Source organism: Massilia psychrophila (genome assembly GCF_002760665.1).
In the GTDB taxonomy this organism is placed as follows: Bacteria; Pseudomonadota; Gammaproteobacteria; order Burkholderiales; family Burkholderiaceae_D; genus JAFCUW01.
The window spans coordinates 1-23,513 of record NZ_PDOB01000029.1 but is presented as its reverse complement, the minus strand read 5'-3'; the positions used below and the strand labels follow the sequence as shown (position 1 = coordinate 23,513).

The window sequence follows — 23,513 nt, the reverse complement described above, 5'->3', positions numbered from 1 at the left end:
AAAATCCGGCGTCACTCCTATTTGTCAAGCGATAGTGTAGCAAACTTCCGCATGTTTCTTGTAGGACAGTGACGCGTGCGCCGGTAGGAACACCCAACACGCCTGTCAAGCCGGGGGCGCGGCGACCATATTGGCCACCGTGGCGATTAGCTGGCTCGGCTCGACAGGCTTGGAAATATGCGCCGCAAAGCCGGCCTCGAGCGCGCGCAGGCGGTCTTCGGAACGGGCAAAGGCGGTCAGGGCGACGGCCGGCACGTCACCGCCGGCGGCACTGCCGAGCTTGCGCACTTCCGCCAGCAGGCCGAAACCATCCATGTCGGGCATGCCGAGGTCGCTCAGCAGCACATCCGGCGGCGCCGCGCGGAAAGCGTCGAGGGCGGCGCGCGCGCTGTCGGCGGTGGTGACGATGGCATTGCAATCGGACAGGATGCGCTTGATCAGGTCGCGCGCGTCCGGTTCGTCGTCGACCACCAGCACCTTCACCCGCGACAGGTCGCGCAGCACGATGTCCGGGGTCAGCGGCGACGGCGGGCTGTAGCGCGCGCGTCCGGCGCGCGCCATCAGCTGCTGGTTGGCGGCCGGCAGCTCGACCGTAAAACAGGCGCCGCGCCCCTCGCCTTCGCTGTCGACCCGCACCGTGCCGCCATGCTGTTCGATGAGGTGCTTGACGATCGACAGCCCGAGGCCGAGGCCGCCGTGCTGGCGCGTGGTCGAGGCGTCGCCCTGGCGGAAGCGTTCGAACACGTGGGTGATGAATGCCGGCGCGATGCCGACGCCGCTGTCGCGCACGGCGATTTCGACGTTGCCGTCGGCAGGCCGCAGCCCGACTTGCACCAGGCCGCCCTGCAAGGTGAACTTGATGGCGTTCGACAGCAGGTTCCAGATCACCTGTTGCAGCCGGGCCGGGTCGCCGGAAATCATGCCGGTGCCGGCATCGTAGTGTTTTTCAAGGCGGATGCTCTTCGCCTCGGCGGCCGGGCGCAGCGTTTCGATGGCGGCGTCGATGAACACCGTCGGCGACAAGACCTGGACGTCGAGCAGCACCTTGCCGGAAGTGATGCGGCTCATGTCGAGCAGGTCTTCGATCAATTGGGCCTGGGCGCGGGCGTTGCGTTCGATCGTCTGCAGGCCGCGCTGCAGGTCGGCGGCATCGCGCATGCCGCGCCGCAGCACCTGGGCCCAGCCGAGGATGGCCGACAGCGGGGTGCGCAGTTCGTGCGACAGCGTGGCGAGGAACTCGTCCTTCATCTGGCTGGTGCGCTCGGCCTCGGCGCGCGCCTCCCTTTCGCTCTCGAGCAATTCCTTGCGCTCCTCGGCGGCGCGCTGGGCCGCCTCGTACAGCCGGGTGTTGTCGATCGCCACCGCCGCCTGCGCGGCGATGCCACCGACAACGCGTTCGGTGCGCTCGGTAAAAATAGCGGGCTCGGGATGGCCGAACATCAGCCGGCCAAGCACCTCGCCGGAACGCGCCACCACCGGGACCGCCAGGTAGCTGCGCAGCGCCGGATGGCCTTTGGGCAAGCCGAAGTTCGGCGCCTCCTGGCCGAAGCGCGCTTCGCCCGCAACGTCGTCAAGGCGCAGCGTGGTCAGCGCATTCGGACCGGGCAGGGGGAGGTTGGCACACTCCGCGCGGCCGACGCCGGACACGGTGTGCAACGTGAACGGCATACCGGCGCCGTCGGTGCCGTAATAAAAGAAGGCGCCGACGCGCGCGCCGCTGATGCCGGTGGCGGCGTCGGTGACGGTCTGCAGCAGGGAGCGCAGGTCGCGCTGGCCCGCCAGTGCGCTGCCAGTGCTGTTGAGCAGTTCGAGCACGTTCGACTCGTCGCGCAGTGCCTGCTGCACGCGCTTGACCTGGTCGACGTCGGTATTGGTGCCGACCCAGCGCACCACGTGGCCGCGCCGGTCGCGCACCGCGTTGACCCGGGTCAGAAACCAGCGGAACTGGCCGTCGGCGCCGCGGATGGGGAACTCCATGTCGAACGGATTGCCGGTGCGGATCGACTCGTTCCAGCGCTGCAGCACCATCGGCAGCACCTCTGGATCGTGCACCGATTGCCAGCCCCAGCCGGCCATCTGCGCCAGGCTGGTGCCGGTGTATTCGTACCAGCGCTCGTTACACCAGACAATGCTGCCGTCGGCCTGCGCCATCCAGGCCAGCTGCGGAATCGAGTTGGCCAGCGCGCGCAATACTTCCTCGCTCTGCCGCAAGGTGTCTTCGGCAACCTTGCGGGTGCTGATGTCCTGCACCACGCCGGTCATGCCGAGCAAGCCGCGCTGGCGGTCGAAATCGGCGAAGTCGGCGCGCCCGACCACCGCGATCCAGCGCGGCGCCTGGCCGGGCAGATCGATCCGGCATTCGATGTTGAGGTCCTGGTGCTCGGCGAAGGCGTGGAGAAATTCGTCGCGCACCATGTCGCGGTCGGGGCCGTACAGGCGCTCGCGCAACTGTTCCCAGCCGAGCGGTGTTTCTTGCGCCAGCGAGAACATGGCCGCTGCGCGCGCGCCCAGGGTGACGCGGTCGGTCAGCGCATCCCAGCGCCAGTCGCCGAGCCGGCCGGCGGCCAGCGCTACCTCCAACCGGTTCGTGCCACCTTGCGCGGCCTGCTCGCCGGCCTTACGCGCCGTGACGTCTTCGAAGTGGCAGCGCATGCCGCCGTCCTGAGGCTGGCCGCGCAGGCAGAACCAGGATGCCAGGGCGGCGTGGAAAAACTCGTGGCTGGCCCCTTGCCCCGTTTGCAGCGCGGCGCGAAAGCGCACCTCGCAGTCGCCATCCCGCAGCACCGGCAAGGCGTCCCACAGCATGGCGCCGGCCAGGTCGGAGCGGCGGCCACCTGGCGGCGCCAGCAAGGCCACCGCGCGTAAGTTGAGGTAAGTAATGCGCCAGCCGCAATCGACCGCGCAGACGCCGTCGGCCAGGCTGTCGAGCATGGTTTCCATGCGCGCGTTGGCTTGGCGCAGCGCGTCGAAGCTGGCCTGGGGATGGCCTTGGCCGTCAGCGATCATCGGCGTGGTTCCCGCAATTGGCCGATGAGCGGCAGGTAACGCCCATTGGCCGGCTCGAAATCATCATGAAAAACTTTGCGATTGTAAGGTGAATCCAGTTGGCGCCTTGCGCCTGTCGACTGACTGGAGAATTCTAGCGCAGTCGAGCCACTTGTATCCACACAATTGCCGTCAGGCGCTGGCGTACAATTGCCGGCCGATGTCGGCCAGCGCCTGCTGCAGTTGTTCGATTTCGTACGGTTTTTGCAGCGAAAGATAGGGGAACTCGACCTGGCGCAGCAAGCTGTCGCCGTAACCGGAGGCGAAAATCACTTTCAACTGCGGATCGGCCAGCAGGGCCAGGCGGGCCAGCTCGAGGCCGGACATGCCGGGCAGGCTGACGTCGGAAAACAGCACGTTGTAGCGCCCGCTGGCGAGCTTCTCGAGCGCGGCTTCGGCGTGCGCGACGCCGTCGTTGTCGTGGCCGAACGCGCTGAGCATTTCACAGATCAAAAATTGCGAGTCGAGGTTGTCCTCGACCACCAGGATGCGCAGGCCGTCCGCGGCGGGCGGCGCGTGCGGCCGGGTCCCGGCAGCGAGCGCGCACAGCACGCCGCGCACGTCGTTGCCTTCGTCGCGGATCGGCGTGAAGTAAAGGTCGCAATCGCGCTGTTCCGGGCCGTGCGCGCCGATAAAGGTGAGCAGCTCGTGCTGCCGGCTTGCCGGGGCGCCGCCGAACGCCTGGTCGAACGCGGCGCGCGCCGCCGCCAGCGGCGCCGGCAGCATGGCCGCCACGTCGCCTCCCGGCGCCGACGGGTGCGACGGCCCGGCCAGGACGGCGTAGGCCTCGTTGAACACCACCACCTGTTCAGCCCCCCAGCACAGCAGCATCGGCAGCGGTGAATTGAACACGATGTCGAGCGTCAGCCGCAGCGACAGGGGCCAGGCGGCGGCGTCGCCCAGCGCGCTGCGCGACCAGTCGACGTCGCCGACGAGATTGGAAAACTTGCCAGATTCGAGCATATGACCCTGTCGATCCAATGATGAAATTGTAATGGTGTAACTGAAAGCGGCTCAATCGTACACCAAAGCGGCGACGTTGGAGCAGGAAGCGGCCGGCGAAAAAACCAGGCAGGCAATACTCGCTCATCGCCATTTTTCTGCCTATGGTGTGTTAGAGAGGTGTGTGCCATCAGTCGAAACGCGGTGCAAAACTGTTGCAGCAAAAGCGGGCAATCCTCGCCATTGATGGGCTGCAACCGGATGTCGGTCACGACGTGTTGTGGGTGGTACGGGAAATGCTGTCGGGACAGGCGCTGTGCGCACGCAGCCTGCTATCGTCGGCCAGGGCCGAGCTGGCGTCGTTGCTGAGCGATGTGGTGTCGGCATTGCAAAATTTCTTTGCAAATTTATCTTTGTTATCACAGTTGTCGCGATGGGGAATAGTTGCAGTTTCGTCAGTTTGTCGTCATCATGAAAGTAACGTTTCCATGCGTGGCTGTGGCGTGGGATTCTCAACCCGTGTTTTTCAGGTTCCCGATACATGGCAACAGTCATTTCGCACAGGAAGGTCGACATCGTCGTACTCGACGCCGGGGAGGCGATTGCCAGCTGTTGCAAGCCGGGCGACATCGCCGTCTACGGCTACGACCGTCCCTACACCAGCGACAACGAGGCCTTGTGGGCGGCCAAATACGGTGTCGGCTAGCTTCTTTATTTCATTCAATAAAACAGCGACATTCAAAACGGCAATTCAGAATGCCGTGCGCGAGCGTTGGCAGCCCTGGCAACGTTTTGCAAGCGTTTTGCTGCAGTTCGGCGTGTGCGCCGTTCCATACCGTTCAAAATGTTCTACTATAGCAAGTATGCTAAAACCATCACTCCGGGCTTCTGCGATCGCACTCGCCGCCTGCCACGCGTTCGAGCGCAGCGTCAAAGCAGGCTCTATTTACAAGTTCCTCGGCTATACCCACGTCAGCAAAGGAGCGCCATGATGCCGACCCACGATACCGGTTCAGTTCGCAGTAAGCTCATCATCATGGCGGTCTCGACCACTTTCGTCGCGCTGTTCCTGGCCTCGATCGCGATGTTGCTATACGACCTGCGCACGTTTCAGCAATACTGGGTCGACGACCTTACTACCCAGGCCGGCATCATGGCCAGCGCGACCGCGCCGGCGCTGGCGTTCAACGACGCCAGGACGGCCCGGCAGAACCTGGCGGTGCTGCGCGTGCGCCCGCACATCCTGGCGGGCGCGATCTACTCGGCAGCGGGGACGCGCTTCGCCTCGTACTCCCAGCAGTCGTCATCGAGCGCTGGCTTGCCGGACAAGCCCGGTAAACCGGGTTTCCGTATCGACCGCGCTGAACTGGTGGTGGTGCATAACATCATCGAGAACGGCGAGCTGCTCGGCACCGTCTATCTGCGTTCGCGCTACGGGCTGGTCGAGCGCCTGATCAGCTACGGAACCATCCTCGGCGCTGTCATGCTGGGCGCGCTGTTGATCGCCGCCATGGTCGCGTCACGCCTGCAGGAAAGCATCACGCGTCCGCTGCAGGCGGTAACCAACGTCGCGCGCGAAGTGATGCAACGGCGCGATTTTACGTTGCGGGTGCCGGGCAACAACAGCGGCGAGATCGGCGTGCTGGTGGCCGCCTTCAATGACATGCTGGCCGAGATCGGCCGGCGCTCGCATGCCTTGCAGGAAGCTAACCTGACCCTGGAGCACGAGATGCAGGTGCGCCACCGCGCCGAGCAGGCGCTGCTGGTAGCCGACCGCCGCAAGGACGAGTTCCTGGCAACCCTGGCGCACGAGCTGCGCAATCCGCTGGCGCCGATCCGCACCGGCCTCGACATCCTGCGCCTGCGCAGCGGCGATGCCCAGGCCACCCGGCGCGCCACCGACATCATGGAACGCCAGTTGCGCCAGATGGTGCGGCTGGTCGACGACCTGCTCGATGTATCGCGCATCAACACCGGCAAGTTCGCCATCAAGATGGGCCGGGTCGAACTGAAGGCGGTGGTCAACGACGCGTTAGAGGTGGTGCGCTCGACCATCGAGCTGCATGGCCACGACCTGGTGATCGACCTGCCGGACCGCCCGGTGTTTCTCAACGGCGACGCCAACCGGCTGGCGCAGATCCTGTCGAACCTGCTCAACAATGCCGCCAAGTACACCAACCGCGGCGGCCGCGTCACCCTCACCGCGCACGTCGACGACAAGAACCTGGTCGTCTGCGTGTCCGACGACGGCATCGGCATCGCGCCCGACATGCTGGCCAGCGTGTTCGACATGTTCGTGCAAGTCGAGTCGACACTCGAGCGCACCAATGCGGGACTGGGCGTCGGCCTGTCATTGGCGCGCCGGCTGGTCGAACTGCACCACGGCACCATCGAGGTGCACAGCGGCGGCGTCGGTCGCGGCAGCGACTTCACCGTGCGCCTGCCAATCGTCGTCGAGCCGGAACTGCCCACCAAAACGATGCCGGCCGCCTTTATCAGTTCCGATTCCTATCGCATCCTGCTGGCCGACGACAACGTCGACTTCGTCAACAGCATCGGCGCGCTGCTGTCGGCAATGGGACACAGCGTGGTGATCACCCACAACGGCACCGACGCCTTGAACGCGGCGGCGCGTTTTGTTCCCGATTTCGCCTTCCTCGACATCGTCCTGCCGCAGATGGCCGGCTACGACCTGGCGCGCGCCATCCGGCGCCTGCCGTGCGGACCGGTCACTTTGCTCATCGCCGTGACCGGCTGGGGCCAGGAAAAAGACCGCCAGCTGGCCTTCGAAGCCGGGTTCGACCACCACATGGTCAAGCCGGTGCGTTTCGAGCAAATCGAGGAAATCCTCAGCAACCGCAACGTCGTCAAGAAGCTGCGCAGTTGATACGGTACGGCCGCTCCCGCACCGAATCGCCGCCTGAGGCAGCGGATTGAAAAACGGAAGCGTGTTCAGCTTCCGTTTCCGCTTGCAGGCAAGTGAGCGTTTTCAGCACCTGTTTCAGTGCTTGCTGCCGCCCTTACTTCTGTTTGCGCCGACGCAGGCCGATGTAGCCGACCACGCCCAGACCGGCCAGCATCATGCCGTAAGCGCCAGGCTCCGGCACGGGTGCCAGCATCATCGCACCGCCAAAGGCACCGGAAGTGTTCGACACCAGGTTGCCGCTCACTTGCAGGTAATAGCTGCCCAGCGCCAGGTTATCGCTCGTCACGGTCCAGATGTCGATCGCGCCGGTACTTTGCGACGAGCCCAGCGCTACTTGCCTGCCCGTACTGGAAAACAGCCCCAGCCCGGTGATGTCGAGGCCGGTGGCCGCAGTGCGGCTGATCGACGAGACGATCGCATCGAGGTTGGCCGGTATGCCGGTAACCGAGAACGTGAAATTTTCGGAGAACGTGTTGCCCCGAAGGTTGACGTCAAAGGCGTCGCCGAAGAAGGCACTGGTTCCCACCAGGTCCAGTGCCTGGTCCGGCGTGACGATCACTTGCGCCTTGGCCACGCCTGCGCCGAGCGACGCAGTCGCCAGCACAATTGCAGCAATCAAGGATTTTGAGCTTTTCATATTGTTACCTCGCAAAAAACAGCCGCAACAAGCAGCAGGGTTATCAAAAATCGGGGGGTACTTCATGCTAGCGCAGCTGCCTGCGAAAGCGGTTGCAGGTTTGGCTCGTGCGCGAAATGGGCGAAACAGTCCTCCCGTCAATTGATTTCCTGTCGTGCATACGAATAATGGACGCTTCATAGGAGAAGCGAAGTTTTTTCATATTCTCGAGGTAAAGATTGTGACACTTGCTTAAAAAACGTAAGCCTGGTCTTACATGAATACGGGGAGCAGTCCTGTGTGGAGTTCACCTTCCCCCGCGTCAGAGCAGGTTTTTGCCATTGCTGGAAGTGACAGAAATAACGCCAAACATCACTCGATGAGTTACGTTTTTTAACTATAAGGCTACCGGGCCAGCGCAACGCCTGCTCGGATTTTTAATTGTGGCAGCGCAAACGCAAGGGCGAGGCGCAAACAAAAAAGACCCAGGAAGCGTGAGCTACCTGAGTCTGTTTCTGCTTGTATTTCTTGCGATCTACAATCTGACGAATTTTGGTGCGGCTGGCAGGAATTGAACCCACGACCCCTTGGTTCGTAGCCAAGTACTCTATCCAACTGAGCTACAGCCGCGAAAGACAAGATTATAGCAGGGGTTTGGCGGATCGCCAAGACGAAATAATTCGCGGCAGGGCACCGAGAACGTCCTGATTGTCGTCGCCGACATTTCTCTTGACCATGACACTGGTGTCACGCTTTAGCCTGCGTTACGAGTCGGGCAAATTCTGCCTGAACGAACACAAGGTCAATCCGATGAAATTAGTCAAAATCCACGCCGGCGCCATGCTCGCCTCGCTGCTCTTGCTGACCGTCTTGCCGGCATCGTCACGGGCCGGGGAAGCAGCCCGGGCCGAACAGCCGGCCTGCGGCACGCAGCGGGCCGATCCCGCTGCGGCCAATCCGGGAAGCCTGGTCAGGGCCCTCTACGAGATCGTGTCGGGACCTGCCGACAGCGCGCATGACTGGGCGCGCCTGGAACGCCTGCATGCACCAGGCGCCCTGATTACGCCGACCCAGCACGGCAGTGCCATGGTATTCGCCGCGGCGCCGCAAGCGCTCACCGAGTTCATCGAGCTGAACAAGCGCCTGTTCGCCCATCGCGGCTTCTATGAACGCGAGATGTTCCAGCGCGTCCAACGCTTCGGCCATATTGCCCATGTCTGGAGCGCCTATGAAACACGCGAGCATCCGGACGGTCCTGTCCAGGGCCGCGGGATCAACAGTTTCCAGCTGTTGAACGATGGGAAGCGTTGGTGTGTCTTGTCGGCGACGTGGGACAGCGAAACCCCGGACCATCCGATAACGAAGGGGGATGCCGCAAAAGGCTTCAAATAGCTGGTGAGGATTGCGCTACACTACGGTGATCCAGGCCTGTCTGTTCAGTGCGGACGGGCCCACGTGCCCACATGTAGTTGGCGCTTGTCTTGAGCGGTCTCGCGTACCCAATGGAGCAATCGTGATGTTAATTGGTGAGTTGGCAAAGAAAACCCTGTGCAGCGTGCGCGTGATTCGTCACTACGAACGATGTGGCCTGTTGATGTCCATCCGCCGTGGGAATGGCTATCGCCAGTTCGACGAGGCGGCAGTCGAACACGTCATGCGCATCCGGGTACTGCTTCGCAACGGCTTCAATCTCGATGAAATTCGCCCGGTGGCCTCGATGCTCGATGAGCGTTCCAGGAAGCGCATTTGCGCCGATGTGATCCGTCTTTACCAAGCCAAGGTAGACGAGCTCGAACAACGTATTGCCGAACTCACCGAGATCCGCGACCGGGCAAGGCAGCGTTTGGATGTCGTTGTCGAGCAGCGCAATCAGGGTGGGCCGATTGGACCGGAGGGGCCACCGGCGACGATGAAGAACCGCGGCGTCAAGGCGTCGAACAGGGCTGGGCATGACATTTCGCCTGAAGGATGAGACATGGTTGCCCCGCTGGTCTGGCGCGCCGCCCGTTTTGCCACCGCCTGCGCAATCGGTCCGATTAATTTGGTCTGCCGCTGCGCCGTAACTGCCGGCAGTGCACACCGCGCGCGCAAAGAAAAAAGACCCAGGAGCGTGAGCGACCTGAGTCTGTTTCTGCTTGTATTTCTTGCGATTTACAATCTGACGAATTTTGGTGCGGCTGGCAGGAATTGAACCCACGACCCCTTGGTTCGTAGCCAAGTACTCTATCCAACTGAGCTACAGCCGCGAAAGCAAACATTTTAGCAGTTTCATCCTGCTTCGGAAAGAGCTAACTGGCCCATTTCTAAAGCAACATTTCTTTGCCTGGTGTTCCGTTTGCGCCGCCATTGACGGGCGATGCAATCGTGTCCGGAGCGCTTGCTCCTCCGAAGAAGCAGCATTGTAAAGTGACGTGGCGGGTTTGTCCAGAGCGGCATAGCGGCGCAGCGGAAAGATCATTTTCCGGCCTCCACTTCTGGTAGATTATGGGCTTGAAAAATTTGCGAGGATCGCCCCCATGACCACTATCACCACAATCGAAGACTTGCGCGTGCTCGCAAAGAAACGGGTGCCGCGCATGTTTTACGATTATGCAGATGCCGGCTCGTGGACCGAATCGACCTACCGCGCCAACGAGGAGGACTTCGGCAAGATCAAGTTCCGCCAGCGCGTCGCCGTCAACCTCGAGAACCGCAGCCTGCGCACCACCATGATCGGCCAGGAAGTGGCGATGCCGGTGGCGCTGGCGCCGACCGGGCTGACCGGCATGCAGCATCCGGACGGCGAGATCCTCGCCGCGCGCGCCGCCGAAAAATTCGGCGTGCCGTTCACGCTCTCGACCATGAGCATCTGTTCGATCGAGGACGTCGCCGCCAACACCAGCAAACCTTTCTGGTTCCAGCTGTACGTGATGAAGGACCGGCCGTTCATCGAGCGCCTGATCGAACGCGCGCGCGCCGCGAAGTGCTCGGCGCTGGTGCTCACGCTCGACCTTCAAGTGCTGGGCCAACGCCACAAGGACATCCGCAACGGCATGACGGCGCCGCCGAAAATGACGCTGGCGAACATCGTCAACCTGATGACCAAGCCGGCCTGGTGCATGGGCATGCTGGGGACCAAGCGCCGCGGCTTCGGCAACATCATCGGCCATGCCAGCGCGGTGTCGGACATGTCGTCGCTGTCGTCGTGGACCTCGCAGCAGTTCGATCCGGCCATGTCGTGGGACGACGTGGCGTGGGTCAAGCAACGCTGGGGCGGCAAGCTGATCATCAAGGGCATCATGGACGTGCTTGATGCGAAACTAGCCGCCGCCAGCGGCGCCGATGCCCTGATCGTGTCGAACCACGGCGGCCGCCAGCTCGATGGCGCGCAATCGTCCATCGGCGCGCTGCCGGCGATCGTCGACGCGGTAGGCGGCCAGATCGAAGTGCACATGGATGGCGGCATCCGCTCGGGCCAGGACGTCATCCGCGCGCTGGCGCTGGGCGCGAAGGGCGTCTATATCGGCCGGCCTTTCCTGTATGGCTTGGGTGCCGGCGGCGAAAAGGGCGTCACCAAATGCCTCGAGATCATTCGCAACGAACTTGATTTGACGATGGCGTTTTGCGGGCTGAGGGACGTCAATCGGGTGGACAAGAATATTTTGTTGCCGGGGACGTTTTAAAAACCGGCAATGGGGTCTCCGCGCTCGCGAGGACCCCATTTTTCATAAATTACCCCACCGCATTAAGCGGCGTCCCCGCCACAAACGCCTCGACATTATCGACCAGCATGTCGGCCAGCGTCTGCATCGCCCCGGCGCTCGCCCATGCCACGTGCGGCGTCAACATGAAATTCGGCTGGCGCACGCCAAGCAGCGGATTGTCGGGCGCCGGCGGCTCGCGGCTCAATACGTCGAAGCCGGCGCCGCCGATTGTCCCCTGGCGCAGCGCCTGGGCCAGCGCCGCCTCGTCGACCAGCCCGCCGCGCGCGGTATTGATCAAGAGCGCCGTCGGCTTCATTAGCGCAAGCTCCGGCGCGCCGATCATGTTGCGGGTCTGGTCGTTAAGCGGCAGGTGCAGGCTCACCACGTCGCAGGTGCGCAATAGTTCGTCGAGCGCCATGTTGGTGACGTCGGGCTCGGCTACGGGCGAACGCGACGCCACGCACACGTGCATGCCGAAGGCGCGCCCCAGCTGCGCCACCTTGTGCCCGAGCGCGCCGTAGCCGACGATCCCCAGCCGGCTGCCGGCCAGGTCGCCGATCGGATGATCGAACAGGCAGAACTGCTTTGATTGCTGCCACAGGCCGGCGTCGACGTCGGCGCAGTAGGCACGCAGGTTGCGGCGCAGCGCCAGGATCATCGCAAAACAGTGTTCCGGCACCGACACGAGCGAATAATTGCGGATGTTCGACACCACGATGCCGCGCTCGCGGCAGGCCGCCAGGTCGACGTTGTCGGTGCCGGTGGCGGCCACCGCGATCATCTTCAGGTCCGGCAGGCGCGCGATGTCGGCGGCGCGCACCGGCACCTTGTTGGTGATGGCGATGGTGGCCCCGAGCAGCCGTTCGGCCACCTCTGCTGCCTGGGTGGCGGCGTAATCGCGCCACTGGTGGGCGAACTTTGGTGGGCGCACGCTGGCCGGCAGGCTGTCGCGGTCGAGGAAAACGATGTTCTGAATTTGTGGGGGCATGTCAGGCCTTTACTAAAATGGGGCGCCGCACTGGCGCCTTGGTTTGAAAACCCGGGTGGGTCATGAACAGGTCGGCCACCCACTCGACGAATACGCGCACCTTGGCCGACAGGTGGCGATTGTGAGGGTATACCACGTGCACCGGCAGCGGCGCGCTGACCCAGTCCTCGAGCAGCAGTTCGAGCCTGCCCGAGGCCAGGTGCGCGTCCATCGAGAAGCCGGCCATCTGCATGATGCCGATGCCTGCCAGGCCTGCGCTGACGTAGGCCGTGGTGTCGTTCAGCGCCAGACTGGCCGGCACCGCGATGGTGACCTTTTCGCCGCCGCGGGTAAAATCCCAGTCGTGGATCTTACCCGTTTTTGACGAAAAATAGTTGACGCAGCGGTGAGACGCCAGCTCGCTCGGATGGCCTGGCCGGCCGTGCAGGTCGAGGTAGGCGGGGGTCGCGCAGGTGACGAAATGCACCACCCCGATACGCCGCGCGATCAGGCTTGACTCGGGCAGTGCGCCGCCGCGAATGGCGCAGTCGACACCTTCCTCGATCAGGTCGACCGGGCGGTCGCCGCAGCCCAGTTCGAGCGCGATGCCGGGATAGCGCGCGAAAAAATCGGGCAGGGCGGGGATGATGATGTCGTTGGCGATTGCCGTCGCCACGTCGACCCGCAGCCGTCCGCCGGGGTTGGCGCGGTTGCGCGACAACGATTCTTCCGCTTCGCGCACGTCGGCCAGAATGCGCAAGCAGCGTTCGTAATAGGCGGCGCCGTCGGTGGTCACGCTGACCTGGCGCGTGGTGCGGTGCAGCAGCTTGACCTCGAGCGTCTTCTCCAGCATCTGGACCATGGTCGACACAGTCGCCTTGGGCATCTGCAAATGGTCGGCGGCGCGCGTAAAGCCGCCGGCATCGACTACCTGGACAAATATTTCCATCGCCAGCAACTTATTCATATTTTTGCGTCATATTTCCCGTATTGTTCAGGAATATGAACAATCAATTCGTCGTTGGCGTCTTTATCAGATTGTAGAGCAAGTTTACACTGCTTGTACTGGATCATTCGATGCAGCAAATAAGGCAAGCGGCAAGGGGACGGCCATGCGATACAAAGATGTCATTATGATAGAGATTGCGCTGGTATTGAGCTTGTCGACCCTGACCGGCATGGCCTACACCGACCATTTCCAACAAGCCGCGGTGACCGAAAGCGCCGGTTTTGATGCACTCGCACATGACCTGTTCGACGGCGTAAAACTGGCCTGCGCCGATGGTGAGCCAGCCGGCGCGGCGAGCGTGCGATGAACGGCGGCGTAGATTGCCCGCAGCTGACAATCCGCGAACTCGACGTCGCTGGCGCCAGGGGGCCGTTGGCCGCCCGCCTGTACAGCGGCGTCGCGGCGCGCATCAAAAAAGACGTGCTGGTGGTGTACTTCCACGGCGGCGGCTTTATCAAAGGCGACCTCGACGAGGCTGACGTCTTCCTGCGCCACCTGGCCGGCGGCGCGTTGAACCAGCTGGTGCTGGCGTCGAGCTACACGCTTGCCACCGAACAACCATTTCCGGCCGCGGTCGAAGACGCCCACGCGGTGCTGGTGTGGGCCAAGAAGAACAAGGTCAAACTGGGCTGGACCGGCAAGCAGCTGGTGGTGGCCGGCATCGAGGCCGGCGCCAACCTGGCGGCGGTGTGCACGCTGATGTCGCGCGACCGCGGCGGCCCGCCACTGGCCGGCCAGATCCTGATCATGCCGATGCTCGACCCGGGCCTGTCCACCTGTTCGATGCGCGAAGTGAAGCTGGACGAACGCACGGCCGGCGTCGCCGACACCTGTGCCGCCAGCTACCGTGGCTACCTGCCGAACGGCTTCGATCGCACCCACCCGTATGCGTCGCCGCTGCAATCGAGCCGCCTGAAAAACCTGCCGGCGGCGCTGATCCTGTCAGGCGAAGACGATCCATTGCGCGATGAGGCTGAACAATATGCGGCCAAACTGGCTGCCGCCGGCGTGGCGACGACGCTCAAGCGGCTGGCGCCGGCGCCGTTGCAGGACGCGGGCGCGCGCAACGACTGCGCCTGCAAGGCGGCCGCGGTCGACCAAATCGGCCGCTTCCTGGCCGCGCTGGAGACTACCGTAAAGCCGAGCTGACCCCACCGCTGATCCGCTCGCTCGGTGGCGGCTGAAGAAATGGGTATTGCCAGGGCAGGCCATATTGCCATCGATCTTTACCGGCATCCGCAAAAAAACGGCGTCACGGCAACCGCGGCCGTGACGCCCGAACTACCTCATGCTTTTGCTTCAGTTATCACTCAATTTGTTGCCATATCGTTTTCCTTACCTGGCGGCGTCGACTTTTGCATCGCTCGTCGCTGCAGCCTTGTCGGCCTTGGCGTCGGCTTTTGCCTTGGCCGATTTGCGTTGCGCTTTCGCCTTGGCTTTCTGGTTGTCGGCGTTGGCGATTGCCTTGTCGGCAGTGGCGTCGGCAGCCACTTTTTCTACCTTGGCATCGGCCTCGGCGGTTTTCTTGACGGCCTTGGCGTCCGCTTTTGCGGCGTCGACCGCGGTGTCGGTGGCCCGGGTGGCCGGGGTCGTCGTGGTGGCAGGCATTGTAGTCGTGGTAGTCGTTGCCGGCGAAGTTTGGGTGGTAGCGGTCTGGGCGAAGGCAGCAGTTGCAAACAGGCCGGCGACGAGGGTGGCGATGAGTTTGTTCATGATGGGTTTCCTTAATCTTGATCGACTGGTTGAAAATAGGGGGTGGGACAATCTCGTGGTCCTGTGTCGAAAACGCCGGCCGCGGGCATCGGGTTGACGTGCTTACAATCGCTTACAATCGCTTACAATCGCTTACAATCGCTTACAATAGCTTACAATCGCTTACAATCGCTTACAATCGCTTACAATCGCTTACAATCGCGTACAAAGCGAAACTCGCCGGCAAAGTGAACTGGCGAACAGTCGCGCAACGCCCCTGCCAATACACTCGTCGATAGTCGATTCCGCCGGGTTGCATGGATGACAGACGCCCTCAAACCATATCAATCGAAGCGCGATTTTTCGATCACTTCCGAGCCGGCCGAAGGCGGCGAAGAGGGCAAGGACGCGCTCACCTTTGTCATTCAGAAACACTGGGCCAGCCGCCTGCATTACGACTTGCGCCTCGAGTGGGACGGCACCATGAAGAGCTGGGCGGTGCCGAAGGGGCCGAGCTACGACAGCCATGACAAGCGCATGGCGGTGCATGTCGAAGACCATCCGATCGCGTACTCAGGTTTCGAGGGAACAATCCCTGAAAAACAATACGGCGCCGGCAAGGTCATCATTTGGGACAGGGGCAGCTGGCAGCCGCTGGGCGACCCACGCGCCGGTTACGAGGCGGGCAACCTCAAGTTCGAGCTGCACGGCCACAAGATGCATGGCAGGTGGGTGCTGATGCGCATGAAAGGCAGGGGCGAGAAGCAGGCGCCATGGCTGCTGATCAAGGAAGAAGATGCGTTCGCGCGGCCAGCCGGCAAGTTTTCCGTGATCGACGAGTTTCCCGACAGCGTCAAGGAGTTGCCGCCGCTGAACAAGAGCAACAGTACGCCGGCGCTGATGGCGCCAAACGCGTCCCCCGAGCCGAAACCAAACCCGGACTTAGCGGCCAGCGGCGGCGAGGCGCCGCCTGGCGCGGTAACGGCCGAGCTCCCCGCGATGCTGGCGCCGGAACTGGCGACCCTGGTCGATCAGCTGCCTTCTCACCCGCGCGATTGGATATTCGAAATCAAGTTCGATGGCTACCGCATGCTGGCGCGCGTCGAGAGCAAGAGCGTCAAGCTGATCACGCGCAACGGCAATGACTGGACCGGCAAGCTTGGCGGCCTGCACAAGGCTTTGCTGAACATGACGCTGCCCGACGGCTGGTACGACGGCGAAATTGTCGTCCACGACGAGCACGGACGCCCCAACTTCGGCAAATTACAACGCGCGTTCGACGGCTCCGACAGCATGGAGATCGTGTATTTCCTGTTCGACGCGCCCTACCTGGACGGCTACGACATGCGCGCGGTGCCGTTGGAGGCGCGCCGCGCCGCCTTGCAAGCGGTGCTTGAAAAAAAAGCCACCGATACGGTGCGCTTTAGCGACGAGTTCGGCCTTGACCCGCAGGAGTTGGTAGCGGCGGCCTGCAAGCTGGGTCTGGAAGGGGTGATCGGCAAACGGCGCGGCTCGCCGTACGTGCTGCGCCGCTCGCCCGACTGGATCAAGCTCAAGTGCGGCAAGCGCCAGGAGTTCGTGATCGGCGGTTACACCGACCCGCAACGCACGCGCAGCGGCATCGGCGCGTTGTTGCTGGGTACCCACGACAAGGACGGCGTGCTGCAATACGCCGGCAACGTCGGCACGGGCTTTAACGAAGCTGTCTTGCGCGATTTGAAAGAAAAGCTTGCCGAGCTCGACACCAGCGTCAGCCCGTTCCCGCCCAAGGCGGTCGCCGGCCGCAAGCATCACTGGGTGGCGCCGACCCTGGTCGCCGAGGTGAGTTTTTCCGATTGGACCGCTGGCGGCGCCGTGCGGCACGCCGTGTTCCAGGCGCTGCGCGACGACAAGCCGGCCAACGTCATCACGCGCGAGCAGGTCGAACACATGCAAGAGAGCGTGAAAAAAAACCTCGATACGCGCGCCGAAAACTTGCCGGCTGGCCTTAACATCACCAACGGCGAGCGGGTGATCGACCAGCAGAGCGGCGCTACCAAGCTCGACCTGGTGCGCTATTACGCGCAGGTCGGCTCCTTGATGATGCAACACGTCAAGGGCAGGCCACTGTCGCTGGTGCGGGCCCCAAGCGGCGTCGGCGGCGAATTGTTTTTCCAGAAGCACGCCGACATCGGCAAACTGCCCGGCTTCAGGCAGATGGACCAGGCGCTCGACCCCGACCATCCGTCGATGCTGGAGGTAAGCAGCGTTACCGGCATGCTGTCGGCGGCGCAGTGGAACGTGGTCGAGTTCCATAGCCAGAATGCGGTCGGCAAAGCGTACGAAACGCCGAACCGGATGGTGTTCGACCTCGATCCGGGCGACGGCGTCGAGTGGAAAGCGGTGCAGGAGGCAGCCCAGCTGATGCATGCCTTCCTCGACGAACTGGGGCTGCCGGCGTTTTTGAAAACCAGCGGCGGCAAGGGGTTGCACGTCGTGGTGCCGATCAAGCCGGGCTACGACTGGGACACGGTAAAAGATTTTTCGCAGGCCATCGTGCGGCGCATGGCCGACACCTTGCCCGAGCGTTTCGCCTTCAAGAGCGGCGCGCGCAACCGGGTCGGCAAGGTGTTCATCGACTACCTGCGCAACGGGCGCGGCGCCACCACGGCAGTGGCGTGGTCGGCGCGCGTGCGGCCGGGCCTGGGCATTTCGGTGCCGCTCGCGTGGGATGAGCTGATGTCGGTCAACGCCGGCGACCAGTGGAACGTGCGCAACGCCCACACCCGCGTGGCTCAGGGCAACGCGCCGTGGGCCGGCTATGCCAAGGCGGCGCGAAGCTTGTCGGCGGCGATGAAACGCCTTGATTTCACGCCACCCGGGTAGACGGTTGACGCGCTGCTTCGCCGGCGGTTTTACGAAAGGTATGGAGCGCGGCTGGTCCGCATCCCGGATGTACACTTGACGACAGAGGTGGATAGCTACTCGTGTTAATACATTGGAGGCAATCATGATCTGGCAACAGGTGTACGATCCCCTGCAAAACTTTGCGCTGTCGACCCTCGTGGCAGGCATTCCGGTCGGGGTGCTGCTGGCAGCGCTGGCCTTCTTTCACATGCGGGCCCATCTCGCGGCCGGCCTCGCGCTGCTGATCGGCATCGGCATCGCGGTGATCGTGTTTGGCATGCCGGCCGGAATGGCCGGGCGCGCGGCGGGGCTGGGCATCGCATCGGGACTGTTTCCGATCGGCTGGATCGTCCTCAACATCATTTTCCTGCACCGGCTGACGACACTGAACGGCTACTTCAAGGTGCTACAGAGCAGCATCAGCGGCATTACCGAAGACCGGCGGCTGCAGCTGTTGCTGGTGGCGTTCTGCTTCGGCGCGTTCTTCGAAGGCGCAGCCGGATTCGGCACGCCGGTGGCGGTGACCGGCGCCATCCTGATCGGGCTGGGGTTTTCGCCGCTGGCCGCGTCGGGACTGGCGCTGATCGCCAACACCGCGCCGGTGGCGTTTGGCGCGCTGGGGGCGCCGGTCATCGCGCTGTCGGCGGTCACCGGCCTCGACCTTCATCAACTGTCTTCCATGATCGGCCGCCAGCTGCCGTTCTTTTCCGTGCTGGTGCCGTTCTGGCTGATCTGGGCATTCGCCGGCAGGAAGGGCATGACGGAAATCTGGCCGGCGATCCTGGTGGCCGGCGTATCGTTCGCGGTGCCGCAGTTCTTGGTCTCGAACTACCACGGGCCGTGGCTGGTCGACGTGGTGGCGTCGATCGTGTCGATGGGCTCGCTGGTGTTGTTCATGAAGATCTGGCAGCCGAAAAAAATCTGGTGCACGGCCGCCTTCGCCAACTATCACGACGATTCGATGAAAGACGTCGTCCATGACGTCGTGCCGACGGTCGACGCCTCGGGCGCGAACATCAGCGTGGTCAAGGCCTGGATGCCCTGGGCGCTGCTGTCGGTGCTGGTGTTCATCTGGGGCACCCCGTTGTTCAAGCGATTCCTCGACAGCATCTGGAGTTGGAAATACACTATTACCGGGCTCGACAAGCTGGTCATCAAAATGCCGCCGGTGGTCAAGGCGCCGTTGGCCGAAGCGGCCGTGTTCAATTTCAACGTTTTGTCGATGGCCGGCACCGGGATCTTCGTCGCGGCGATTCTCGCTGGTTTACTGATGGGCTATTCGTTCCGCCAGCTCCTCAAGCAATACTGGGAAACCATCAAGCTGGTGCGCTACTCGCTGATGACAATTTGCGCCATGTTCGCCGTTGGCTACCTGACCAGGTACTCCGGGCTCGATGCGACGCTCGGCCTGGCGTTCGCCTTGACCGGTGCGTTCTACACGCTGTTTGGCACCATGCTCGGCTGGCTCGGGGTGGCGCTGACCGGTTCCGACACCGCGGCAAACGTACTGTTCGGCAGCCTGCAAAAGACCACCGCCGAGCAACTGGGCTTGTCGCCCATCCTGATGGCGTCGGCCAACAGCTCGGGCGGCGTGATGGGCAAGATGATCGACGCCCAGTCCATCGTGGTGGCGGCAACGGCGACCAAATGGGTCGGCCACGAAGGCGACATCCTGCGCTTCGTGTTCTTCCATTCGGTGGCGCTGGCCTTGCTGGTCGGTTTGCTGGTGTCGCTGCAAGCGTACGTACCGCCGTTTACCAGCATGGTGGTGCGGTAAGACAGCATAAATCGAGTCACTGCCGACTTTATAAAAAATTAATTTGGAACAAGCAGCGCGCCTTGATCGAGCTTAATATTTTCCGATAGACAATTTTTTTCGACATCGGAAAGGCGGCGCCTTGACGACTTCCTCGCTCACTGGCCAGGTGCTGACTGCGCTGTCCGACTACGCCAGCCATACCCGTCTTTACGCACTGAAGTTTGACGATGAGCGGGCAAGCCGCGCCCTGTCCGCGCGCGACGTCATCGCGCTATCTACTCGCGCGGCGATTCCCCATGCGGCATTGCTGGGACAGCAGGCGAGCCTCGAGATCAGCCTGGCGGACGGCACGCGGGTGCACTTTGGCGGTTACCTCTCCGAGGTGGCGACCTTGGCCAGCGCCGGCGGCCTGACGCGTTACCGGCTGCGCCTGTCGACGGCCGAATTTAACGCTTCTCCGGACGATGCGGCTCAAGAGATGTGGGATCACTCCTTACAATAGAAGTGGTTGGCAAACAGGGGCAAGGCGTCACCGCCGCCGGCCGTGGTGTTCACTTTCTTTGATGAGCATGTGCACGACTCCCGCGCATGGTTCAAACTTATTCCGGGCAATCCGGAAACTGAGGATGACGCACATGCCACGCTTGTAAAAAGAGTCAAGCAACTCAACACTGAGCGCGAGCGCAACGCGTCGCTTGAAAAAGAGTTCCTGGCGAGTCGACGGACGTCGTTCAGCCTGACTGGACGCAAGCCGCCGGCGAGTGCGCCGAAATATCAGCCGCCACACAGTCGCTTTACCGATGAGGAACAAAGGACTATTGACGAATACGCCCGCACCAACAAGATTTTCCGGATGCTGACCGAAGGACGCGAAGCGTTCGAACTGGGGCCGATCGCAGGCAGGGCAGGCTACCTCCGCTTCCGCAAGATATATGGCGGAAGCGACAGTGCACTTATCTCGGCGGCGGGCAGGGTTGAGGAGGGGCGGTCGCGAACTGCATGACCAGGCAAGGAATACTTACAAAAACGCCGGGATGAACCCGGCGTTTTTACGTCCACAACAACGGCAGCCTTACGCCGCCTCGCGCACCGGGAACATTTCCTTGTCTTCTTCCAGGTGGGTTGGATGCGCCAATTGCGCCGCCAGGCGGTCGTGGTCGAGCTCGCCTTCCCACTTCGACACGACAATGGTCGCCACGCCGTTGCCGATGAAGTTGGTCAGCGCGCGGCACTCGCTCATGAAGCGGTCGATGCCCAGGATCAGCGCCATGCCGGCCACCGGGATGGTCGGCACCACCGCCAAGGTCGCCGCCAGGGTGATGAAGCCGGCGCCGGTGATGCCTGAGGCGCCCTTCGAGGTCAGCATCGCCACGCCGAGGATGGTCAGCTGTTGCCCCATTGTTAGATCGGTGTTGGTGGCCTGGGCCACGAACAAGGCGGCCATCGTCATGTAGATGTTGGTGCCGTCGAGGTTGAACGAGTAGCCGGTCGGCACTACCAGGCCGACCACCGATTTCGAGCAGCCGAGCTTTTCGAGTTTGCGCATCAGGGCAGGCAGGGCGCTTTCCGACGAGCTGGTGCCGAGCACGATCAGCAGCTCTTCCTTGACGTAGGAAATGAAGCGCCAGATCGAGAAACCGGTCAGCTTGGCAATCGCGCCCAGCACGATGAACACGAACAGGAAGCAGGTCAGGTAGAACGAACCCATCAGCTTGGCCAGCGGCAGCAGCGAGGCGATGCCGAATTTGCCGATGGTGAAGGCCATCGCGCCGAACGCGCCGATCGGGGCAACCTTCATGATGATGCCGACGACGCCGAAGATGGCATGCGACAGGTCGTCGATGATTTTGGTGACCGGTTTGCCGCGCTCGCCGAGCATCGACAGCGACACGCCGAACAGGATCGCGATCAGCAGCACCTGCAGGATATCGCCCTTGGCGAAGGCGTCGACGAAGGTGTTCGGAATGATGTTCATCACGAAGTCGACCGTGCTCTGCGACTTGGCCTTGTCGGTGAATTGGGCGATCGATTTGGTGTCGAGCGTGGCAGGGTCGGCGTTGAAGCCGTCACCCGGACGCACCATGTTGGCGACAATCAGGCCGATCGCCAGCGCGAAGGTCGACACCACCTCGAAGTACAACAGCGCCTTGCCGCCGACGCGGCCGACCTTCTTCATATCCTGCATGCCAGCGATGCCGGCGACGACGGTACAGAAAATGACGGGCGCGATGATCATCTTGATCAGCTTGATGAAGCCGTCGCCAAGCGGTTTCATGTCCACCGCCAGCGCGGGATAGAAAATTCCGAGCAGCACGCCGCACACAATGGCGAACAGCACTTGGACGTACAGGATTTTGTAGAAAGGTTTTTTCATGAATGTCTCACGTGAATTTTGTAATAGTGGCGCGATGGTGGCGCAATTTGCCATCGCGATCAATTGTGGTTTTCCACAAGGACGGAAACTTTATTGGCAGCGCCGGGTCCGCCGGCCGTGGCTCGCGGCGCAACAATGCTGCCGGCAGAACGAAATGAGTTGTCTGGATTGAATCGTCAAAATATACTCATTGCTAATTTTATGAGCGATTTGCATCTTCGCTCCTTCGCGAGAGGGACCAAAGATGCGTACGCTTGAACCTGCGAACTGGCGACCCGACCCATGACCCGACCCATGACCCGACACCTGCACGAACCGGCAAACGCGCTGCTTTACCGGGCGCTCGACCTGGCGCCCGAGGAACGCCAGCGCTTCATCGCCGGCGCCTGCGAGGGCGAACCCGAACTGCTGGAACTGGTGCGCAGCTTGCTCGCGCGTATTGACGTGCTCGACGAATTCATCGAGGCCCCGCTGGAAGCTTTATTACCAGTGCCGGCCCAGCCGGGGCCCGCAACCGTCATCGCCGCGCGCCTTGACGAGATGGTGGGCGACTGGCGGGTGCTGCGCGACCTGGGGGGCGACGGCATCGACGCGATGTTGCTGGCCGAGCGCGGCGACGGCGCTGCCCACCAGGCCGGAACGCTCAAAATCGCCCTGGCCGGCGGGCAGTACGGCGACACGCTGGCGCGTTTTCAGCGCGCACGGCAGCGCCTGTCGAACCTCGACCATCCGGCCATCGCGCGCCCCATCGACGCCGGCATTAGCACCGACGGCCGCCCGTTTTTCGTCATGGAACGCAACGCCGGCGTGCCGATCGGCCAGCACTGTGCCAAGGCGGCGCAGGGCCTGGACGGGAGGATTGCGCTGTTCGCCCAGGTCTGCCGCGCGGTGCATTACGCGCACCAGCACCTGGTGATCCACTGTGATCTGGCGCCGGCCAACATCGTCATTGAATCCGACGGTGCGCTGAAACTGCTCGGTTTCGGGCTGGTCGGCGACCACGGCGGCGGGTCGAACGGCCCTGGCGAGGCTGGCGCCTGGCAGCCGGCGCCGCTGTTCGCCAGCCCGGAACAGCTCGCCGGCCAGAGCCTTTCCACCAGCGCCGACATCTATGCCCTCGGCGCCGTCCTGTACGCCTTGGTGAGCGGACGCTCGCCGAACGCGGTCGAGGCAACCGGCATCATCAGCACGCGGGCACGGCCGGCGCCGATAAAACCATCCGAGGCGGTGTCCCAGGCGTTCGAGCGGCATTACCCGGCATTGCCGGAACTGGCTGCCGACGACCTGCTGCGTCCGTCCCTTGACCTAGCGCGCCAGCTGCGCGGCGGCCTCGACGACATCATCTTGAAGGCCGTCGACCTCGACCCTGCCCGGCGTTACGCGTCGGCCGACGCGCTTGCCGGCGACCTCGAGCGCTTCCTGGCGCGCGCGCCGCTTGCGGCTGCCGCGCCGGGCGTCGACCGCGTTGGCCCGCTGCCGCGACGCTGTTTCGTGGCCACTGCCATGGCCGCGCTGGCGGCCGGTTCGTTGGTGGCCGTCACGGTCGCCGCGCTGTGGCATGCGCGCGAGGCCGACCAGGCGCGAGCTGCGGCCGAACAGCGCGCCGCCCCGGCC

General features: G+C 63.0%; 21 protein-coding genes, 2 tRNA genes and 1 pseudogene. 15 read left to right on the top strand and 9 right to left on the bottom strand.

What is annotated here, in order from left to right; translation table 11 throughout:
- Window positions 1-105: 105 nt before the first annotated feature.
- Together CR103_RS16250 and CR103_RS16245 are read right to left on the bottom strand one after the other, a co-directional pair.
- A complete protein-coding gene (locus CR103_RS16250; protein ID WP_099916995.1) occupies window positions 106-3,006 on the bottom strand; it encodes an ATP-binding protein in 2,901 nt (966 codons plus the stop codon).
- 171 nt (window positions 3,007-3,177) lie between these two features.
- Window positions 3,178-4,008 (bottom strand): response regulator, encoded by an 831-nt coding sequence (locus CR103_RS16245; RefSeq protein WP_099916994.1) that lies wholly within the window; start codon window positions 4,006-4,008, stop codon window positions 3,178-3,180.
- A 200-nt stretch (window positions 4,009-4,208) separates the two neighbouring features.
- Between CR103_RS16245 and CR103_RS23530 the strand changes: the two are divergent.
- From CR103_RS23530 to CR103_RS16240, 4 genes and pseudogenes are all read left to right on the top strand, one after another.
- Window positions 4,209-4,376 (top strand): annotated as a pseudogene (locus tag CR103_RS23530) (ISNCY family transposase); the annotation flags it as partial.
- 152 nt (window positions 4,377-4,528) lie between these two features.
- Window positions 4,529-4,693 carry a hypothetical protein gene (locus tag CR103_RS22795; protein ID WP_180279424.1) on the top strand — a complete coding sequence of 55 codons (165 nt, stop codon included), beginning with the start codon at window positions 4,529-4,531 and terminating at the stop codon, window positions 4,691-4,693.
- Entirely contained in the window at window positions 4,683-4,979 is a 297-nt protein-coding gene (locus CR103_RS22790) for a hypothetical protein (RefSeq protein WP_180279423.1), read from the top strand. Before CR103_RS22795 ends, CR103_RS22790 begins: the two co-directional genes overlap by 11 nt.
- The gene (locus tag CR103_RS16240; RefSeq protein ID WP_180279422.1) at window positions 4,976-6,874 is read left to right on the top strand and encodes a sensor histidine kinase, YfiR-like protein-associated; all 1,899 of its coding nucleotides are present in this window, start codon (window positions 4,976-4,978) and stop codon (window positions 6,872-6,874) included. The genes CR103_RS22790 and CR103_RS16240 overlap by 4 nt, the downstream gene beginning before the upstream one ends.
- A 133-nt stretch (window positions 6,875-7,007) precedes the next feature.
- On the opposite strand, the gene CR103_RS16235 is transcribed toward CR103_RS16240, so the two are convergent.
- The gene (locus CR103_RS16235) at window positions 7,008-7,550 is read right to left on the bottom strand and encodes an FxDxF family PEP-CTERM protein (RefSeq protein WP_099916992.1); all 543 of its coding nucleotides are present in this window, start codon (window positions 7,548-7,550) and stop codon (window positions 7,008-7,010) included.
- A gap of 532 nt (window positions 7,551-8,082) precedes the next feature.
- Window positions 8,083-8,159: transfer RNA gene (locus CR103_RS16230), tRNA-Arg, on the bottom strand.
- Between the two features lie 99 nt (window positions 8,160-8,258).
- Between CR103_RS16230 and CR103_RS16225 the strand changes: the two genes are divergently transcribed.
- The 3 genes from CR103_RS16225 to CR103_RS16215 all read left to right on the top strand — a co-directional run bounded on the left by CR103_RS16225 (window position 8,259) and on the right by CR103_RS16215 (window position 9,720).
- Window positions 8,259-8,921 (top strand): hypothetical protein, encoded by a 663-nt coding sequence (locus tag CR103_RS16225; protein ID WP_143752648.1) that lies wholly within the window; start codon window positions 8,259-8,261, stop codon window positions 8,919-8,921.
- 124 nt (window positions 8,922-9,045) lie between these two features.
- On the top strand, window positions 9,046-9,501 hold the full coding sequence (locus CR103_RS16220) for a MerR family transcriptional regulator (RefSeq protein WP_099916990.1): 456 nt from the start codon (window positions 9,046-9,048) through the stop codon (window positions 9,499-9,501).
- A 3-nt stretch (window positions 9,502-9,504) separates the two neighbouring features.
- A complete protein-coding gene (locus CR103_RS16215; RefSeq protein WP_099916989.1) occupies window positions 9,505-9,720 on the top strand; it encodes a hypothetical protein in 216 nt (71 codons plus the stop codon).
- Here CR103_RS16215 and CR103_RS16210 read toward each other — a convergent pair.
- Window positions 9,699-9,775, bottom strand: a tRNA-Arg gene (locus CR103_RS16210). The two genes, CR103_RS16215 and CR103_RS16210, sit on opposite strands and share 22 nt — an antisense overlap.
- 270 nt (window positions 9,776-10,045) lie before the next feature.
- On the opposite strand from CR103_RS16210, the gene CR103_RS16205 reads away from it, so the two are divergent.
- Window positions 10,046-11,191 (top strand): alpha-hydroxy acid oxidase, encoded by a 1,146-nt coding sequence (locus CR103_RS16205; RefSeq protein ID WP_099916988.1) that lies wholly within the window; start codon window positions 10,046-10,048, stop codon window positions 11,189-11,191.
- 49 nt (window positions 11,192-11,240) lie between these two features.
- Here the strand turns inward: CR103_RS16205 and CR103_RS16200 are convergent, their stop codons facing one another.
- Together CR103_RS16200 and CR103_RS16195 are read right to left on the bottom strand one after the other, a co-directional pair.
- On the bottom strand, window positions 11,241-12,200 hold the full coding sequence (locus CR103_RS16200; protein WP_099916987.1) for a D-2-hydroxyacid dehydrogenase: 960 nt from the start codon (window positions 12,198-12,200) through the stop codon (window positions 11,241-11,243).
- Between the two features lies 1 nt (window position 12,201).
- Window positions 12,202-13,146: a LysR family transcriptional regulator gene (locus tag CR103_RS16195; protein WP_099916986.1), complete on the bottom strand. Its 945-nt coding sequence runs from the start codon at window positions 13,144-13,146 to the stop codon at window positions 12,202-12,204.
- A gap of 4 nt (window positions 13,147-13,150) precedes the next feature.
- On the opposite strand from CR103_RS16195, the gene CR103_RS22170 reads away from it, so the two are divergent.
- Together CR103_RS22170 and CR103_RS16185 are read left to right on the top strand one after the other, a co-directional pair.
- Window positions 13,151-13,495 carry a hypothetical protein gene (locus CR103_RS22170; RefSeq protein ID WP_143752647.1) on the top strand — a complete coding sequence of 115 codons (345 nt, stop codon included), beginning with the start codon at window positions 13,151-13,153 and terminating at the stop codon, window positions 13,493-13,495.
- The gene (locus tag CR103_RS16185) at window positions 13,492-14,337 is read left to right on the top strand and encodes an alpha/beta hydrolase (protein ID WP_099916984.1); all 846 of its coding nucleotides are present in this window, start codon (window positions 13,492-13,494) and stop codon (window positions 14,335-14,337) included. Before CR103_RS22170 ends, CR103_RS16185 begins: the two co-directional genes overlap by 4 nt.
- A 186-nt stretch (window positions 14,338-14,523) precedes the next feature.
- On the opposite strand, the gene CR103_RS22785 is transcribed toward CR103_RS16185, so the two are convergent.
- Window positions 14,524-14,901 (bottom strand): hypothetical protein, encoded by a 378-nt coding sequence (locus tag CR103_RS22785; RefSeq protein WP_180279421.1) that lies wholly within the window; start codon window positions 14,899-14,901, stop codon window positions 14,524-14,526.
- Window positions 14,902-15,201: 300 nt separating this feature from the next.
- On the opposite strand from CR103_RS22785, the gene ligD reads away from it, so the two are divergent.
- The 4 genes from ligD to CR103_RS16160 all read left to right on the top strand — a co-directional run bounded on the left by ligD (window position 15,202) and on the right by CR103_RS16160 (window position 20,528).
- The gene (gene ligD / locus CR103_RS16175; RefSeq protein WP_099916982.1) at window positions 15,202-17,745 is read left to right on the top strand and encodes a DNA ligase D; all 2,544 of its coding nucleotides are present in this window, start codon (window positions 15,202-15,204) and stop codon (window positions 17,743-17,745) included.
- A 127-nt stretch (window positions 17,746-17,872) separates the two neighbouring features.
- Window positions 17,873-19,543 (top strand): L-lactate permease, encoded by a 1,671-nt coding sequence (locus CR103_RS16170; protein WP_180279431.1) that lies wholly within the window; start codon window positions 17,873-17,875, stop codon window positions 19,541-19,543.
- A gap of 121 nt (window positions 19,544-19,664) precedes the next feature.
- Window positions 19,665-20,027, top strand: a complete 363-nt coding sequence (locus CR103_RS16165) for a contractile injection system protein, VgrG/Pvc8 family (RefSeq protein ID WP_229443240.1) — start codon at window positions 19,665-19,667, stop codon at window positions 20,025-20,027.
- Between the two features lie 42 nt (window positions 20,028-20,069).
- Window positions 20,070-20,528: a hypothetical protein gene (locus CR103_RS16160; protein ID WP_180279420.1), complete on the top strand. Its 459-nt coding sequence runs from the start codon at window positions 20,070-20,072 to the stop codon at window positions 20,526-20,528.
- Between the two features lie 69 nt (window positions 20,529-20,597).
- Here CR103_RS16160 and CR103_RS16155 read toward each other — a convergent pair whose 3' ends face one another.
- Entirely contained in the window at window positions 20,598-21,899 is a 1,302-nt protein-coding gene (locus tag CR103_RS16155; RefSeq protein ID WP_099916979.1) for a dicarboxylate/amino acid:cation symporter, read from the bottom strand.
- Between the two features lie 294 nt (window positions 21,900-22,193).
- Between CR103_RS16155 and CR103_RS16150 the strand changes: the two genes are divergently transcribed.
- Window positions 22,194-23,513, top strand: a 1,320-nt coding sequence (locus CR103_RS16150) for a serine/threonine-protein kinase (RefSeq protein ID WP_180279419.1), incomplete at its 3' end; no start/stop codon positions are given.